This is a genomic window from Rhizobium ruizarguesonis, assembly GCF_012349115.1.
Taxonomy (GTDB): Bacteria; Pseudomonadota; Alphaproteobacteria; order Rhizobiales; family Rhizobiaceae; genus Rhizobium; species Rhizobium ruizarguesonis.
In genome coordinates this window covers 1-12,857 of the sequence record NZ_PQIG01000085.1, presented here as the reverse complement: position 1 = coordinate 12,857, position 12,857 = coordinate 1, and the positions used below count along the sequence as shown (strand labels likewise).

Annotated in this window: 13 protein-coding genes; 3 read left to right on the top strand and 10 right to left on the bottom strand. The window is 59.5% G+C overall.

Features of this window, described 5'->3' with window-relative positions; all coding sequences use genetic code 11:
- Positions 1-57 precede the first annotated feature (57 nt).
- From era to rpoZ, 8 genes are all read right to left on the bottom strand, one after another.
- Positions 58-999, bottom strand: a complete 942-nt coding sequence (era, locus tag C3Y91_RS20000) for a GTPase Era (RefSeq protein WP_018070602.1) — start codon at positions 997-999, stop codon at positions 58-60.
- Positions 1,000-1,006: 7 nt separating this feature from the next.
- Positions 1,007-1,726, bottom strand: a complete 720-nt coding sequence (rnc, locus tag C3Y91_RS19995; protein ID WP_018070603.1) for a ribonuclease III — start codon at positions 1,724-1,726, stop codon at positions 1,007-1,009.
- Positions 1,723-2,466, bottom strand: a complete 744-nt coding sequence (gene lepB, locus C3Y91_RS19990; RefSeq protein WP_018070604.1) for a signal peptidase I — start codon at positions 2,464-2,466, stop codon at positions 1,723-1,725. The genes rnc and lepB overlap by 4 nt, the downstream gene beginning before the upstream one ends.
- Before the next feature lie 114 nt (positions 2,467-2,580).
- Positions 2,581-2,985 carry a holo-ACP synthase gene (gene acpS, locus C3Y91_RS19985; RefSeq protein WP_024321240.1) on the bottom strand — a complete coding sequence of 135 codons (405 nt, stop codon included), beginning with the start codon at positions 2,983-2,985 and terminating at the stop codon, positions 2,581-2,583.
- Positions 2,986-3,022: 37 nt separating this feature from the next.
- The gene (locus C3Y91_RS19980; protein WP_018482482.1) at positions 3,023-3,613 is read right to left on the bottom strand and encodes a DUF2062 domain-containing protein; all 591 of its coding nucleotides are present in this window, start codon (positions 3,611-3,613) and stop codon (positions 3,023-3,025) included.
- 161 nt (positions 3,614-3,774) lie between these two features.
- On the bottom strand, positions 3,775-3,924 hold the full coding sequence (locus C3Y91_RS19975; protein ID WP_003558084.1) for a DUF3563 family protein: 150 nt from the start codon (positions 3,922-3,924) through the stop codon (positions 3,775-3,777).
- Positions 3,925-4,108: 184 nt separating this feature from the next.
- Complete coding sequence (locus C3Y91_RS19970) at positions 4,109-6,343, bottom strand: RelA/SpoT family protein (RefSeq protein WP_018070607.1); 2,235 nt, start codon at positions 6,341-6,343, stop codon at positions 4,109-4,111.
- A gap of 182 nt (positions 6,344-6,525) precedes the next feature.
- Positions 6,526-6,930, bottom strand: coding sequence for a DNA-directed RNA polymerase subunit omega (rpoZ, locus tag C3Y91_RS19965; RefSeq protein WP_018070608.1), 405 nt, complete (start codon positions 6,928-6,930; stop codon positions 6,526-6,528).
- 297 nt (positions 6,931-7,227) lie between these two features.
- Between rpoZ and C3Y91_RS19960 the strand changes: the two genes are divergently transcribed.
- The gene (locus C3Y91_RS19960; RefSeq protein ID WP_003558079.1) at positions 7,228-7,809 is read left to right on the top strand and encodes a LabA-like NYN domain-containing protein; all 582 of its coding nucleotides are present in this window, start codon (positions 7,228-7,230) and stop codon (positions 7,807-7,809) included.
- 68 nt (positions 7,810-7,877) lie between these two features.
- On the opposite strand, the gene smpB is transcribed toward C3Y91_RS19960, so the two are convergent.
- A complete protein-coding gene (smpB, locus tag C3Y91_RS19955; protein ID WP_024321241.1) occupies positions 7,878-8,357 on the bottom strand; it encodes an SsrA-binding protein SmpB in 480 nt (159 codons plus the stop codon).
- 211 nt (positions 8,358-8,568) lie between these two features.
- The gene (gene dapA / locus C3Y91_RS19950) at positions 8,569-9,453 is read right to left on the bottom strand and encodes a 4-hydroxy-tetrahydrodipicolinate synthase (protein WP_018070610.1); all 885 of its coding nucleotides are present in this window, start codon (positions 9,451-9,453) and stop codon (positions 8,569-8,571) included.
- Between the two features lie 214 nt (positions 9,454-9,667).
- Between dapA and C3Y91_RS19945 the strand changes: the two genes are divergently transcribed.
- Both C3Y91_RS19945 and C3Y91_RS19940 read left to right on the top strand, forming a co-directional pair.
- On the top strand, positions 9,668-11,743 hold the full coding sequence (locus C3Y91_RS19945; RefSeq protein ID WP_024321242.1) for a lytic transglycosylase domain-containing protein: 2,076 nt from the start codon (positions 9,668-9,670) through the stop codon (positions 11,741-11,743).
- Positions 11,744-11,807: 64 nt separating this feature from the next.
- A complete protein-coding gene (locus C3Y91_RS19940) occupies positions 11,808-12,704 on the top strand; it encodes an alpha/beta fold hydrolase (RefSeq protein WP_024321243.1) in 897 nt (298 codons plus the stop codon).
- Positions 12,705-12,857 lie beyond the last annotated feature (153 nt).

The following is a 12,857-nucleotide window of genomic DNA, read 5'->3' as shown; positions in this document are numbered from 1 at the left end:
CGCAAAACCGGCGCGCCAGCAGGGGCCAGCGTCTACCCGATGACATCCTTGCCATGCTTATTTCGGAAAATCGAGACCCATTTCGCGGAACCGCTCGGGATCATCACCCCAATTCTCGCGAACCTTGACGAACAGGAAGAGATGGACCGGCTGTTCGAGGATCTCCGACAATTCCTTGCGCGACGCAGTCGAGATCGCCTTGATGGTTTCACCACCCTTGCCGAGCGCGATCTTCTTCTGGCTGTCGCGCTCAAGATAGATCACCTGCTCGATCCGCACCGAGCCGTCCTTGCGCTCTTCCCACTTCTCCGTTTCGACATGCGAGGCATAGGGAAGCTCCTGATGCAGGCGCAGAAACAGCTTCTCGCGGGTGATCTCGGCGGCGAGCTGACGCATCGGCAGATCGGAGATCTGGTCTTCCGGATAGTACCACGGCCCCTCCGGGAGCGTTTTCGCCAGATAGTCCATGAGGTCGTCGCAGCCGGAGCCATTTTCGGCTGATATCATGAATGTGCGCTCGAAAGCGATCTTCTCGTTGGCGGCAGCGGCCAGTGCAAGCAGATCCTCGCGGTTGACGCGGTCGATCTTGTTGAGCAGCAGGATCTTCGGTTGCCGGACTTCCTTGAGGCCTTCGAGGATGGCTTCGGCATCGCCGCGCAGGCCGCGCTCGCTGTCGATCAGCAGCACGATCAAATCGGCATCCCTCGCACCGCCCCAGGCCGAGGTTACCATGGCACGGTCAAGCCGGCGGCGCGGCTTGAAGATACCGGGCGTATCCATGAAGACGATCTGGGCATTGTCGTGGATCGCGATGCCGCGAACGATGGCCCGCGTCGTCTGTACCTTATGGCTGACGATCGAGACCTTGGCGCCGACGAGGCGGTTCACCAGCGTCGACTTGCCGGCATTGGTCGGCCCGATCAGCGCGACGAAGCCCGAATGCGTCGGACCATTGGTTTCTGCGGCAGCTTCGGCCGCGATATCTTCTTCTTGTGTCATTGTCCCGTCAGTTTCCGGCAGACGATTGCTGCCAAATGCCTTCGCGCTCGAGCATCTTCGTTGCCGCGACCTGTTCGGCGGCACGCTTCGACCGCTCTACGCCGGTTTCGGGCTTAATGCCAGCAACTTCCACCGTCACCTTGAAGCGCGGATCATGATCCGGTCCACTGCGTTCATCAACCCGGTAGATCGGCGTGACGCCGAATTTCGCGTGCGACCATTCCTGCAGCTCGGTCTTGGCGTCGCGCTTGGCGCCATCGGCCCGCACCGCCCTGCCCTGCCAGTAACGCAGAATGAACCGGCGGGCAACTTCGAGGCCGCCGTCGAGATAGATCGCGGCGATCAGGCTTTCGACGACGTCGGCGCGCACGTTCATCATGCGCTTGCCGGTCAATTTCTTCACATCGGCGCCGGTGCGGATATAGAGGTGAAGATTGAGCTCGTCGGCGACCGCGGCACAGGTTTCAGCACTGACGAGCTGGTTGAGGCGAACCGAGAGCTCGCCTTCTCCCGCCGTGCCGAAAGTGCGGAACAGAAGCTCGGCGATGCAGAGCCCGAGGACCCTGTCGCCGAGGAATTCCAGCCGTTCGTAATTGCTGCCCTTTTCCGTGCGGGCGCTGGCATGGGTCAGCGCGCGATCCAGGCGCTCCTTTTCAGCGAAGTCATGACCGATCAGGCCTTCAAGCTTTGCGCGGTCCGCCGCAGAAAGCGTCTGCGCCTTACTCATTCAACAACCTTGAAGAGGCGATCCCAACGCATGTTCGTCGGCCACTTCCAGATTTCGCGGAAGGAGGTATCGTTGCCGAGCGAGAAGAAGATGACGCTGGCGCGGCCGACAAGATTTTCCGCAGGCACGAAGCCGACGTCAAAGCGGCTGTCGAGCGAGTTGTCGCGGTTATCGCCCATCATGAAATAGTGGCCTTCCGGCACGATGAACTCGCGGGTGTTGTCGCCGCGCGATACCGGAGACTGATCAAGCGTGTCATAGGTCTTGCCGTTGTCGAGCGTTTCGCGGAACACCGGCACATCCGCACCCGGATCAAGCTTGTAATCCGAGGTGAAGCTGCCGTCCGCCACCTTCGGAACCGGCTTGCTGTTAACGTAGAGCACGCCGTCGGTAACCTGGATATGGTCACCCGGCAGGCCGATACAGCGCTTGATGTAATCAACCTCAGGGTTTGGCGGGAAGCGGAAGACGACGATGTCGCCACGCTTCGGATCGGCGCCGAACAGGCGGCCGCTGAAGACGTCAGGCGAGAACGGCAGCGAATATTTCGAATAGCCGTAAGCGAACTTATTGACGAAGATGTAGTCGCCGACGAGCAGCGTCGGCATCATCGAACCGGACGGAATGGTAAAGGGCTGGAACAGCACCGTACGGATCACCATCGCCAAAATCAGCGCCTGGATGATGACTTTGATATTTTCCCAGAGGGCATTCGGCTTGGCTTCGACTTTTTCGGACACGCAGTCTTATTCCTTCAAGACGCCGCGGAGGCGCAATTCTTTCTGTCGTTCTCTCTAGCGGCTTCGGTCGGTTGCGGCAATGGCGACAACACCAAAAGCGACGAGAGGTCGCGATCAGAGGCTCTCGGGCAACGCCTCGATAATGACGAAGGCCTGCGCCAAGGGATAATCATCCGTTATTGTCAAATGAATGGCGGGCCTGTGGCCCGCGGGCAGCAGCGATTCGAGGATCAGGGCGGCGGCGCCTGATAAAACCATGGTCGGTTTGCCGCTCGGCAGGTTGACGACGCCCATGTCCTTCCAGAAGATGCCTTGGGCTATGCCGGTACCCAGCGCCTTGGAACAGGCCTCCTTGGCAGCGAAACGCTTGGCATAGGATGCGGCACGATTTGCCCGGCGGTCAGAACGCGCGCGCTCGATCTCGGTGAAGCAGCGATGGGTGAAGCGCTCGCCGAAGCGCTCGATGGATTTCTCGACACGGCGAATGTCGATCAGATCGCTGCCAATGCCGATGATCATGCGGAACCTTCCATCGCTTAAGAATTCTTGATCAGGTTCATACGCTCGGCATGTCGCCGGCCGGACTGGCAAGACGCAGGCGCGCCCGCTCCATCAGCCGTATGTGGCGGCGCGTCTGAAAACCCTTCACGGTGTAGAACGTCAGCGCATAGAGCGCAACGGAGGTGACCATCGCCGGCGGAATGGCGCCGACCAGCATCGGCTCCAGCACTGGCTTCCACAGCTCAGCGAAGTTCAGCTTGTGAAAAAGGGCAGCGAGATCCACCGTCTGACCGGCCAGATGATCCTCGCGGCTCAACAGCAAATGTCCGATTTCCCAGGTGATGCCCCAGATGAAGGGATAGGTCAGCGGATTGCCGAAGGCGGCGCAACCGAGGGCGGCGGCCACCATGCTGCCGGAGAGGAAATAGGTGATGACGAAAGCCATGACAAAATGCACGCCGATGAAAGGCGTCCACGAGACGAAGACACCCGCAGCGACGCCGGCGGCAACCGCATGCGGCGAAGCGCTCAGGCGCAGGACGCGCATTGTCAGGTAACGGATCGGGCGAAGGAAACCCTTGCGAGGCCATAAAAGCTCCCGCATCTTTTCCTTGAATCCCGCAGGCTTGCGACGGCGAAACAACATGGCCGGTATTTAGTGCAGCGCACACGGCCATGACAAGAGCGGCAAATGATACCGCTCGAAGAACCGCCCCTCATTTCTCTCTGCGAAGAGGAGCTTCTTCATGCCGAGGGGCGTCCGTTATGCATAACGTCCCTCACTCGTCTCAAGTATAAAGTTCTGTATCAGCGATTGCGGAACAGACCGCGGTCGACCTGGCGCTGACGAAACTCGAGATCAATACGATCGAGCGAGCCGTTCAAATAAGCCATTTCACGTTCCTGCGTGGTCGGAGCGCGGAAGGCACGTGCGAATTTCTTGATAGGGTCAAACATTACCTTGTCTCATCTTCTGTTTGCGTTTCGATAGCTAGAAGATAGGCCCGACAGAGGTTAATTACCACCGCCGCAACATGGAGACAGCCATGCGCTCAGCGCATCTCTTGCCTTTTTGATGCGTCATCCCGATCATAAAATGTGCAATTTTTCATCCAAACCCCCGAAAGGGCTTAACAAAAGCTTACTCGTAGAGACGCCGGACCGTGGCGATGCAATCCAGTTCCTTCATCTGGGCGAGCAACTGGTTGAGCTGACGCAGGTCCCAGACCTCGACCTCGAGCATCATTTCGGTGAAATCCGCCGCCACCCGCACCGTGTTCAGCAAGCGGATATTGACGTCGAGGCCTGCAACCGTCTGGGCGACCTTGGCAAGCGTGCCGGGTTCATTCAACCCATTCACCATGATGCGCGCCATGAAACGCGACTTGTTGGCTTCGTCGAGATCCCAACGCACGTCGATCCAGCGGTCGGGCTGATCGTCGAAGCGCTGCAGGCTCGGCGACTGGATCGGATAGATGGTGATGCCCTTGCCTTGGTCCATGATGCCGACAATGCGATCGCCGGGCACGGCGCCGGTCGGTGCGAATTTGACGTCGACATTGCCGGACAGGCCGCGGATCGGCCCGATATCAGCGTCGGCGTCGATTTCCGAATGGCCGCCGTCATGCCCGGCCTTCGTCTTGCCGGGGATCTTGAAGATCATACCGGCCGCACTGCGGACGTTGAACCAGCCATCATCCCCCGACGGCTTCACGGTCACGCGCTCATCCTGATGATCGGGATAGACGGCGCGCAACACGTCGAGCGAGGACATCTCGCCGCGGCCGACGGCGGCGATCGCATCCTCGACGTCCTTCTGGCCGAGACGGTGCAGCGCCGGCTTCATCGCCTCGCGCGAGAAGATCTTGCCGGCCCTATTGAAGGTGCGCTCGAGAATGCGGTGGCCGAGGCCGGCATATTGCTTGCGGATCGCCATTCGGGTGGCCCGGCGGATGGCGGCGCGCGCCTTGCCGGTCACGACAATCTCCTCCCAGGCGGCGGGCGGAACTTGCACGCCGGAGCGGATGATCTCGACCTCGTCGCCATTTGCAAGCCGCGTCACCAGCGGCATGATACGGCCATTGATCTTGGCGCCCACCGTGGTATCGCCGATATTGGTGTGCACCGCATAAGCGAAATCGATCGGGGTGGCGCCGCGCGGCAGGGCAATCAACTTGCCCTTCGGCGTGAAGCAGAAGACCTGGTCCTGGAAGAGCTCGAGTTTGGTATGTTCGAGAAATTCTTCCGGACTGTCGCCCTCGGCCAGCGCCTCGATCGTATGGCGCAACCAGGAATAGGCATTGGATTCGCGGGACAGGATGTCGCCATCGGCATTGGTGGCGCCGTCCTTATAGAGCGTGTGGGCGGCGATGCCGAATTCGGCGATTTCATGCATCCGCTTGGTGCGGATCTGCAGTTCGATGCGCTGGCTGGAGGGACCGACGATGGTGGTGTGCAGCGACCGGTAATCGTTCTGTTTCGGCGTCGAGATATAATCTTTGAAGCGACCGGGCACGACGCGCCAGCGCGTATGAACGATGCCGAGCGCTCGGTAACAGGACGGGATGTCCTCGACGATCAGGCGGAAGCCGTAGACATCGGAAAGCTGCTCGAAGGAAAGCGACTTCGACTGCATTTTGCGGAAGACCGAATAGGGCTTCTTCTGCCGGCCCTTGACGTAGGCACTCGTCAGGCCGCTTGCCACCAGCAGGTCGCGCAGTTCGGCTTCGATCTTCTTGACGATGCCCTCGTTGCGCTTCGAAAGCTCTTCCAGCCTTTTGGTGACGGTCTCGTAGGCTTCCGGGTTCATATGGCGGAAGGAGAGTTCCTCGAGTTCCTCGCGCATGTCCTGCATGCCCATGCGGCCGGCGAGCGGCGCATAGATTTCCATCGTCTCCTCGGAAATGCGGGCACGCTTGTCGGCCGACATGTGGTCGAGGGTGCGCATATTGTGCAGGCGATCGGCAAGCTTGACGAGCAGCACGCGCACATCGTCGGAAATGGCCAGCAGCAGCTTGCGCAGGTTTTCCGCCTGCTTGGCCTTTTTGGTGACGAGATCGAGCTTCTTGATCTTCGTCAGCCCCTCGACCAGCCGGCCGATATCCTCGCCGAACAGTTCGTCGATCTCGGCGCGCGTCGCCGTCGTATCTTCGATCGTATCGTGCAGAAGGGCGACCGCGATCGTCGATTCATCGAGATGCATGTCGGTGAGGATCGCAGCGACCTCGAGCGGATGGGAAATATAGGGATCGCCGCTCGCGCGCTTTTGCTGGCCATGCTTCTGCATGGCGTAGACATAGGCTTTGTTCAGCAGTGCTTCATTGGCATCGGGCTTGTATTGCTGAACCCGCTCCACGAGCTCGTACTGCCGCATCATTCCAAAGCCACTCCGATAAAAATAAAAGCGCGCCAATCAACGATTGGCGCACACATGGGCAATAATATGCCTAAGCAATAAAGGTGCAAGATTGACGATTGGTAATCGTCGCTCTTTTGCGTCGCATGAAGCTTTTTCCGGGCTGCATCTAACCGATGCGACCGGAGATCCCGCCTGCGCGCTTAGTAGTCGTCGCTCTTTTCCGGCGGCACGAGGCCTTCGATGCCGGCAAGCAGCTCTTCTTCCGACATCTGGTCGAAAGTGATCGTCTCCGGCAGGTCGTCCTGCTCTTCGCTGTCGGCTGCGGTAACACCGCCGGCGGCGATCATGCTTGCCGGATCGGGCTCGGGCTCGTCGACTTCGACATGCTTCTGCAGCGAATGGATCAGATCTTCCTTGAGGTCGTCGGGCGAAAGCGTCTCGTCGGCGATTTCGCGCAGAGCCACCACAGGATTCTTGTCGTTGTCGCGATCGATGGTGATCGAGGCACCCTGGGAAATCAGCCGGGCGCGGTGGCTGGCGAGCAGAACCAGCTCAAAGCGGTTCTCCACCTTGTCGATGCAATCTTCAACTGTGACACGGGCCATTGCCTGTCCTTTACGGTCGTCATTTCGGGATTAACACGCCCGATACAATTAAAACCGGGCAAATACAAGTTTTTCATTCCGGCTCCCCTCGTCTTTATCCGCGGCTGAGCTAAATTTCCATGGAGAATGTCATAATTCCACCGAAGGTTGCTTGGAATATGTCGAATCGTGCCCTAAATCTTTCATATATGAATAATTCATAAAGTAAGGATCAGATCGAAATTGAAACGCAAGCTATTGTTTTTATTGAGGTTTGGTGCCTTCTGATTTCGATTGCTCTCATTGGATTGGTAAGCGATGTTTGACCCACGCGAGAAAATTGCACTCTTCATTGACGGCGCCAATCTCTACGCTGCATCCAAGAGCCTCGGCTTTGACATAGATTACCGCAAGCTCCTGAAAGCATTCCAGAAACGCGGATATCTGCTACGCGCCTATTATTATACCGCTCTGATCGAGGATCAGGAATATTCATCGATCCGGCCGCTGATCGACTGGCTCGACTATAACGGCTACAAAGTCGTCACCAAGCCCGCCAAGGAATTCACGGATTCCATGGGTCGCCGAAAGATCAAGGGCAACATGGACATCGAGCTTGCGATCGACGCCATGGAACAGTCCGAAACGGTCGATCACCTCGTCATCTTCTCGGGCGACGGCGACTTCACGAATCTGGTCGAAGCGTTGCAGCGCAGAGGCCGCAAGGTCTCGGTGATCTCAACCATGGCGACGCAGCCGCCGATGATTGCCGACGACCTGCGCCGTCAGGCGGATCATTTCATCGATCTCTTATCTCTGAAGGCTGAAATCGGTCGTGATCCCTCCGAGCGGGCGCCACGCCCCGCCGAAGTTGCCCCGGTCAGCGATCTCGAGGATTGATCTCTCCATCATCCCGAACCGGAGTGGCCGCGACGATCAGGACGTGATCATAAACCACGGCAGCGCGGTCAGCCATGAGCCTTCAGCAGGCGGCTCTTCTGCCGGTTCCAATCGCGCTCCTTCTCGGATTCGCGCTTGTCGTGCAATTTCTTACCCTTGGCGAGCGCCAGTTCCATCTTCGCCCGACCGCGATCGTTGAAATAGATCTTCAGCGGGATTAGCGTCATGCCTTCGCGGTTGATGGCAGAGCGCAGGCGATGGATTTCACGGCCCGACAGCAGCAGTTTGCGGCGCCGGCGCGGCTCGTGATTGAAGCGGTTGGCCTGCAGATATTCCGGCAGATAGGAATTGATCAGCCAGATCTCGCCGCCCTCATCCGAGGCGTAGGATTCGGCGATATTGGCCTTGCCTTCGCGCAGCGACTTGACCTCCGTGCCCATCAGCACGATGCCCGCCTCGTAAGTATCGATGATCTCGTAGTTGAAGCGGGCCTTGCGGTTTTCGGCCACGATCCTGTTCACCACGCGCTGGCTGCCTTTGGGGGCCATGACGATATTCCAATTGCTTCCGAGCATGATGCCGAAAAGTGTGAGCGGTTTTCGGGTGCCATCATGCTCTATTTCTTGATGTAGATCCGGATTCAGATTTCAGGCCAGTCAGGCCTAAAATCATCCGGATCTATGGCGCGAAAAGCCGCGCCCTCATTCCTTGCCCTTTATGTAAGGGAGAGACCCCGTCTTGTGAAGACGGCCGGTCTCGTCAGTTCAACAGGCCTGCATGACGCATGGCGGCGTCAATCGCCGATTCCGTTGCCGGCTCCAGCGTCGAAAGCAGCGGCGAGCGAACGTTGCGGCTCATCCGGCCAAGCTTGGACAGCCCGTATTTGGCGCCGCAAAGACCCGGCTCAAGGAAGATCGCCTTGTGGAGCGGCATCAGCCGATCCTGATATTCCAGGGCACGGGCATAGTCGCCTGCCAGCGTTGCCGCCTGGAAGTCGGCGCAAAGGCGCGGGGCGACATTGGCCGTTACCGAAATACAGCCGACACCGCCATGGGCGTTGAAGCCGAGCGCCGTCGCATCCTCGCCGGATAATTGCCTGAAATCCGCGCCGCAGGTGATGCGCTGTTCGGAGACGCGCTCGATCTTGCCCGTCGCATCCTTGACGCCAACGATATTCCTGTGCGCCTTGGCGAGCGCACCCATCGTTTCCGGCGTCATGTCGACCACCGAGCGGCCGGGGATGTTATAGATATAGATCGGCAGATCGACGGCATCGGCAATGGCCGAAAAATGCGCGATCAAGCCCTTCTGCGTCGGCTTGTTGTAATAGGGAGTGACGACCAGAACGGCGTTCGCACCGACCTTTTCGGCATGCTGGGCAAGCTCGATCGCCTCCCGCGTATTGTTCGAGCCGGCGCCAGCCATGACGGGAACGCGTTTTGCGGCAACCTCGATGCAGAGTTCCACGACCCGTTTGTGTTCGGCATGCGACAGCGTCGGGGATTCGCCCGTCGTGCCGACCGGAACGAGACCACCGCTGCCTTCCTTGATCTGCCAGTCGACATGAGCGGCGAAGCTGTCTTCGTCGATCAGTCCGGCATCCGTGAAGGGAGTGACGAGGGCGGGAATGGACCCATTGAACATGCAAAGCTCCTCACGACCAAATCCTTGCTTCGGCCGCATTCCATGAATAAGAGTTGCGCACCATAGAGCGCCGAAATCATCGCGACAAGCGCGTAGAGTTCGGTTTAGGGCAAATTCCGATAGCAGATGTGAATGAATTTTACCTGGTACGGTAAGGTTTCGTTAAGATGCCTCTAGCCTAATGGCAGGGCGTGTTTTCATTGCGAGATCCCGGATGAAGAAAGCTGTCCTGATTCTGTCCGCCTTCGGCTTCATTGCCGCTGCGTGGGGCAGCGTTGCGTCGCCGCTTCCCGGCGAGAGCACTTCCATGCCTGAGGTCAAGCCGCTCGGCTTCATTCCCGAGACAGCCATACCGGAATCGATCACAACAGGCGCCATTCCGCGCAACCCGGCAATCGCGCCCGTCAACGGCGACCTGAAAGCCGGCCTCGATGCGCTTTCCGACAAGGACCCGCAGCTGGCGCTTTCGATCCGCGACAGCATGCGCGACGCGACGCTCGACCGCCACATCCTCACCTGGGCGATTGCCGTTTCCGGATTGAAGGGCGTTCCCTCCTATGAAATTGCCAGCGCCGCGCAGGAGCTCAAGGGCTGGCCGGGTCTTGCGCGGCTGCGCGCCTATTCCGAGCGCGCGCTCTATGACGAAAATCCCGCCCCTTCCGCCATACTTGCCGCCTTCGGCGATACCGCGCCTGAAACGATGCAGGGCGCGGTCATCCTCGGCCGGGCGCTGGTTGCATCAGGCAAGCAGGCGCAGGCGGCAAAATATATCCGCAAGGTCTGGCATGGAGAGGCTCTCGACAAGGCGACCGAGGACAAGATCCTCATCGAGTTTTCCGCGCTGTTGACGCCTGCCGACCACAAGGCGCGGATGGACTATCTGATGTATCGCGGCCGGGTGGCGCAGGCCAAGCGCTTCGGCGACATGGGCCAGGCACAATCGCTCTACAAGGCCTGGGCTGCGGTCGACGCCAAAGCGGCCAATGCCGGAGCTTTGCTCAACGGAGTCGATGCGAAGTGGCGGGCCGATGCCGGCCTGCTGTTTGCGCGGATCGAATATCTGCGCAAGCAGGACAAATATGCCGAGGCGGCAGCACTTCTGGAGCAAATGCCGCCCGAGCGCAGCGAACTCGTCAATTCCGGCGAATGGTGGAACGAGCAACGCATCGTCAGCCGTGGCCTCGTCGACCAGGGACAATTCAAGCCTGCCTATCGCATCGTCGCAAACTACGCCGCAACGAGCCCGACGGATATCGTCGAGGCTGAATTCCATGCCGGATGGTACGCGCTTCGCGGCCTGCAGGACCCGGCAGCGGCGGAAAGACATTTCCGCAAGATCCTCGAGACATCAAACGGGCCGATCTCGGTTTCACGCGCCTGGTACTGGCTGGGACGGGCAGCCGAAGCCGGCGGCCCCGGAAAATCCAGCGAATTCTATGCAAAGGCCGCGAATTTTCCCGGCACCTTCTATGGCCAGCTCGCGGCCGAAAGGCTGGGGCGAAAGACGCTTAATGTCACCTATCCGTCGCCGAGCACTGCCGACCGGCAACGCTTCCAGGCACGCGAAGCCGTGCAGGCCATTGCCCGGCTGGAGGCCGCAGGCCATGGATGGCGGGCCGACATTCTCTATCTCGCGCTTGCCGATCAACTGCAGAGCCCGGGTGAACTGGCTGTCCTCGCGGCTCAGGCAGAGCAATCCGGCGATCATCATCTTTCGCTGCAGATCGGCAAGATCGCTTATGGACGCGGCATCGATGTCGCGGCGCTCGCCTTTCCGGTCGGCGTGATCCCGGCGAACGCCAATATATCAGGCTCCGGCAAGGCGCTCGCCTATGCCATCGCCCGGCAAGAAAGCGCCTTCAATCCGGCCGCCGTTTCGGCGGCGAATGCACGCGGCCTGCTGCAGCTTCTGCCAGGAACAGCCCAGGCGGTGGCCAAGCGCCACAACATCGCCTATTCGAAGGACAAGCTGACGGCCGATGCCGGTTATAATGCGACGCTCGGTGCGCATTATCTCGGCGAGCAGATCGACGCCTTCGGCGGCTCCTATATCCTCACCTTCATTGCCTACAATGCCGGGCCGAAGCGGGTACCGGAATGGATCGGCCGTTACGGCGATCCGCGCGGCAGGCCGATCGACGAGATCGTCGACTGGATCGAGCGCATCCCCTTCCCCGAAACACGCAATTATGTGCAGCGGGTGATGGAGAATTACGAAGTCTACAAGGCTCGCCTCGGCCAGCAGACCGATATCGAGCGTGATCTCATCGGCGGACGCAGCGCCTCCTGAAGCCATTTGGCCCAGCTCGAAAAGCAGGCTACATCTTCGCGATCAACAGGTCTCGAGGGATGCGATGCCGGATAGGGATGCGGGTGGTTTTCAAGAACGATTTTACACGTCTTCCGATGGGCTGAGGCTTTATGCCCGCGACTACCGGCCCGACGAGGCGGCAAGTGCCGGATGGTTGCCGGTGATCTGCCTGCCAGGCCTGACCCGCAATACGCGGGATTTTCATCCGCTGGCGCTGCTTCTTTCCCGCGACCCGACAGCGCCACGCAGGGTGATTGCGATCGATTCGCGCGGGCGGGGAAATTCGGCTTGGGATGAGAACAAGGCGAACTACAATCTCGCCATCGAGGCCGGCGACGTCATTGCCGCCTGCACGACACTCGGCATCGAGCGGGCGATCTTCATCGGCACGTCGCGGGGCGGCCTGATCCTGCATCTGATCGCGGCGATACATCCGGATCTTCTCGAAGCCGTCATCCTCAACGATATCGGGCCTGTGCTCGAGGCTGAGGGACTGGCACGGATCCGCGACTACCTCAACAACAGCAGGAGGCCGGGGGACTGGAACGAGGCCGCCGTTATATTGAAGGAAAATCATGGCGAGTCGTTTACCGCGCTTGCAGAGGAAGACTGGCGCGAGATGGCGCTTGCCCTTTATCGCGATATCGGTGGAAGGCCTGTCGCCGACTTCGACCCGGCGATCGCGGAGGCGCTTAAATTGATCGATTTCAGCCAGCCGCTGCCTGATCTCTGGGGCCAATTCGAAAGCCTGGGCCGGTTGCCGCTCATGCTGATCCGCGGCGAAAATACTTCGCTGCTTTCACAGGAAACCGCCGGCGAGATGGCGCGGCGGCATTCAGGGTTGATCCTTCATACTGCCGAAGGGCAAGGACATGCCCCGCTCCTGCATCTTGATAACATCCCCACAGCAATGCGAGCTTTTCTCGCCGCCTGTCGATAACCTCATCGAAACCGCTCAGCGGGCACAACGTGCCTTCGTCCAAATACAAAAAGCCCGGCTCGAGAGCCGGGCTTTCCTGACTGACCGAGGTCAGATCAGATTAGAACGAACGCTGCAGACGGAAGTAGCCCGTCGTGGTGTCGTCGCCATCTT

What these genes read in the sequence shown, in the direction of transcription:
- era (WP_018070602.1), bottom strand. Translation starts at nt 999, where the DNA reads ATGACACAAGAAGAAGATATCGCGGCCGAAGCTGCCGCAGAAACCAAT.
- rnc (WP_018070603.1), bottom strand. Translation starts at nt 1,726, where the DNA reads ATGAGTAAGGCGCAGACGCTTTCTGCGGCGGACCGCGCAAAGCTTGAA.
- acpS (WP_024321240.1), bottom strand. Translation starts at nt 2,985, where the DNA reads ATGATCATCGGCATTGGCAGCGATCTGATCGACATTCGCCGTGTCGAG.
- C3Y91_RS19980 (WP_018482482.1), bottom strand. Translation starts at nt 3,613, where the DNA reads ATGTTGTTTCGCCGTCGCAAGCCTGCGGGATTCAAGGAAAAGATGCGG.
- C3Y91_RS19975 (WP_003558084.1), bottom strand. Translation starts at nt 3,924, where the DNA reads ATGTTTGACCCTATCAAGAAATTCGCACGTGCCTTCCGCGCTCCGACC.
- C3Y91_RS19970 (WP_018070607.1), bottom strand. Translation starts at nt 6,343, where the DNA reads ATGATGCGGCAGTACGAGCTCGTGGAGCGGGTTCAGCAATACAAGCCC.
- rpoZ (WP_018070608.1), bottom strand. Translation starts at nt 6,930, where the DNA reads ATGGCCCGTGTCACAGTTGAAGATTGCATCGACAAGGTGGAGAACCGC.
- C3Y91_RS19960 (WP_003558079.1), top strand. Translation starts at nt 7,228, where the DNA reads ATGTTTGACCCACGCGAGAAAATTGCACTCTTCATTGACGGCGCCAAT.
- smpB (WP_024321241.1), bottom strand. Translation starts at nt 8,357, where the DNA reads ATGGCCCCCAAAGGCAGCCAGCGCGTGGTGAACAGGATCGTGGCCGAA.
- dapA (WP_018070610.1), bottom strand. Translation starts at nt 9,453, where the DNA reads ATGTTCAATGGGTCCATTCCCGCCCTCGTCACTCCCTTCACGGATGCC.
- C3Y91_RS19945 (WP_024321242.1), top strand. Translation starts at nt 9,668, where the DNA reads ATGAAGAAAGCTGTCCTGATTCTGTCCGCCTTCGGCTTCATTGCCGCT.
- C3Y91_RS19940 (WP_024321243.1), top strand. Translation starts at nt 11,808, where the DNA reads ATGCCGGATAGGGATGCGGGTGGTTTTCAAGAACGATTTTACACGTCT.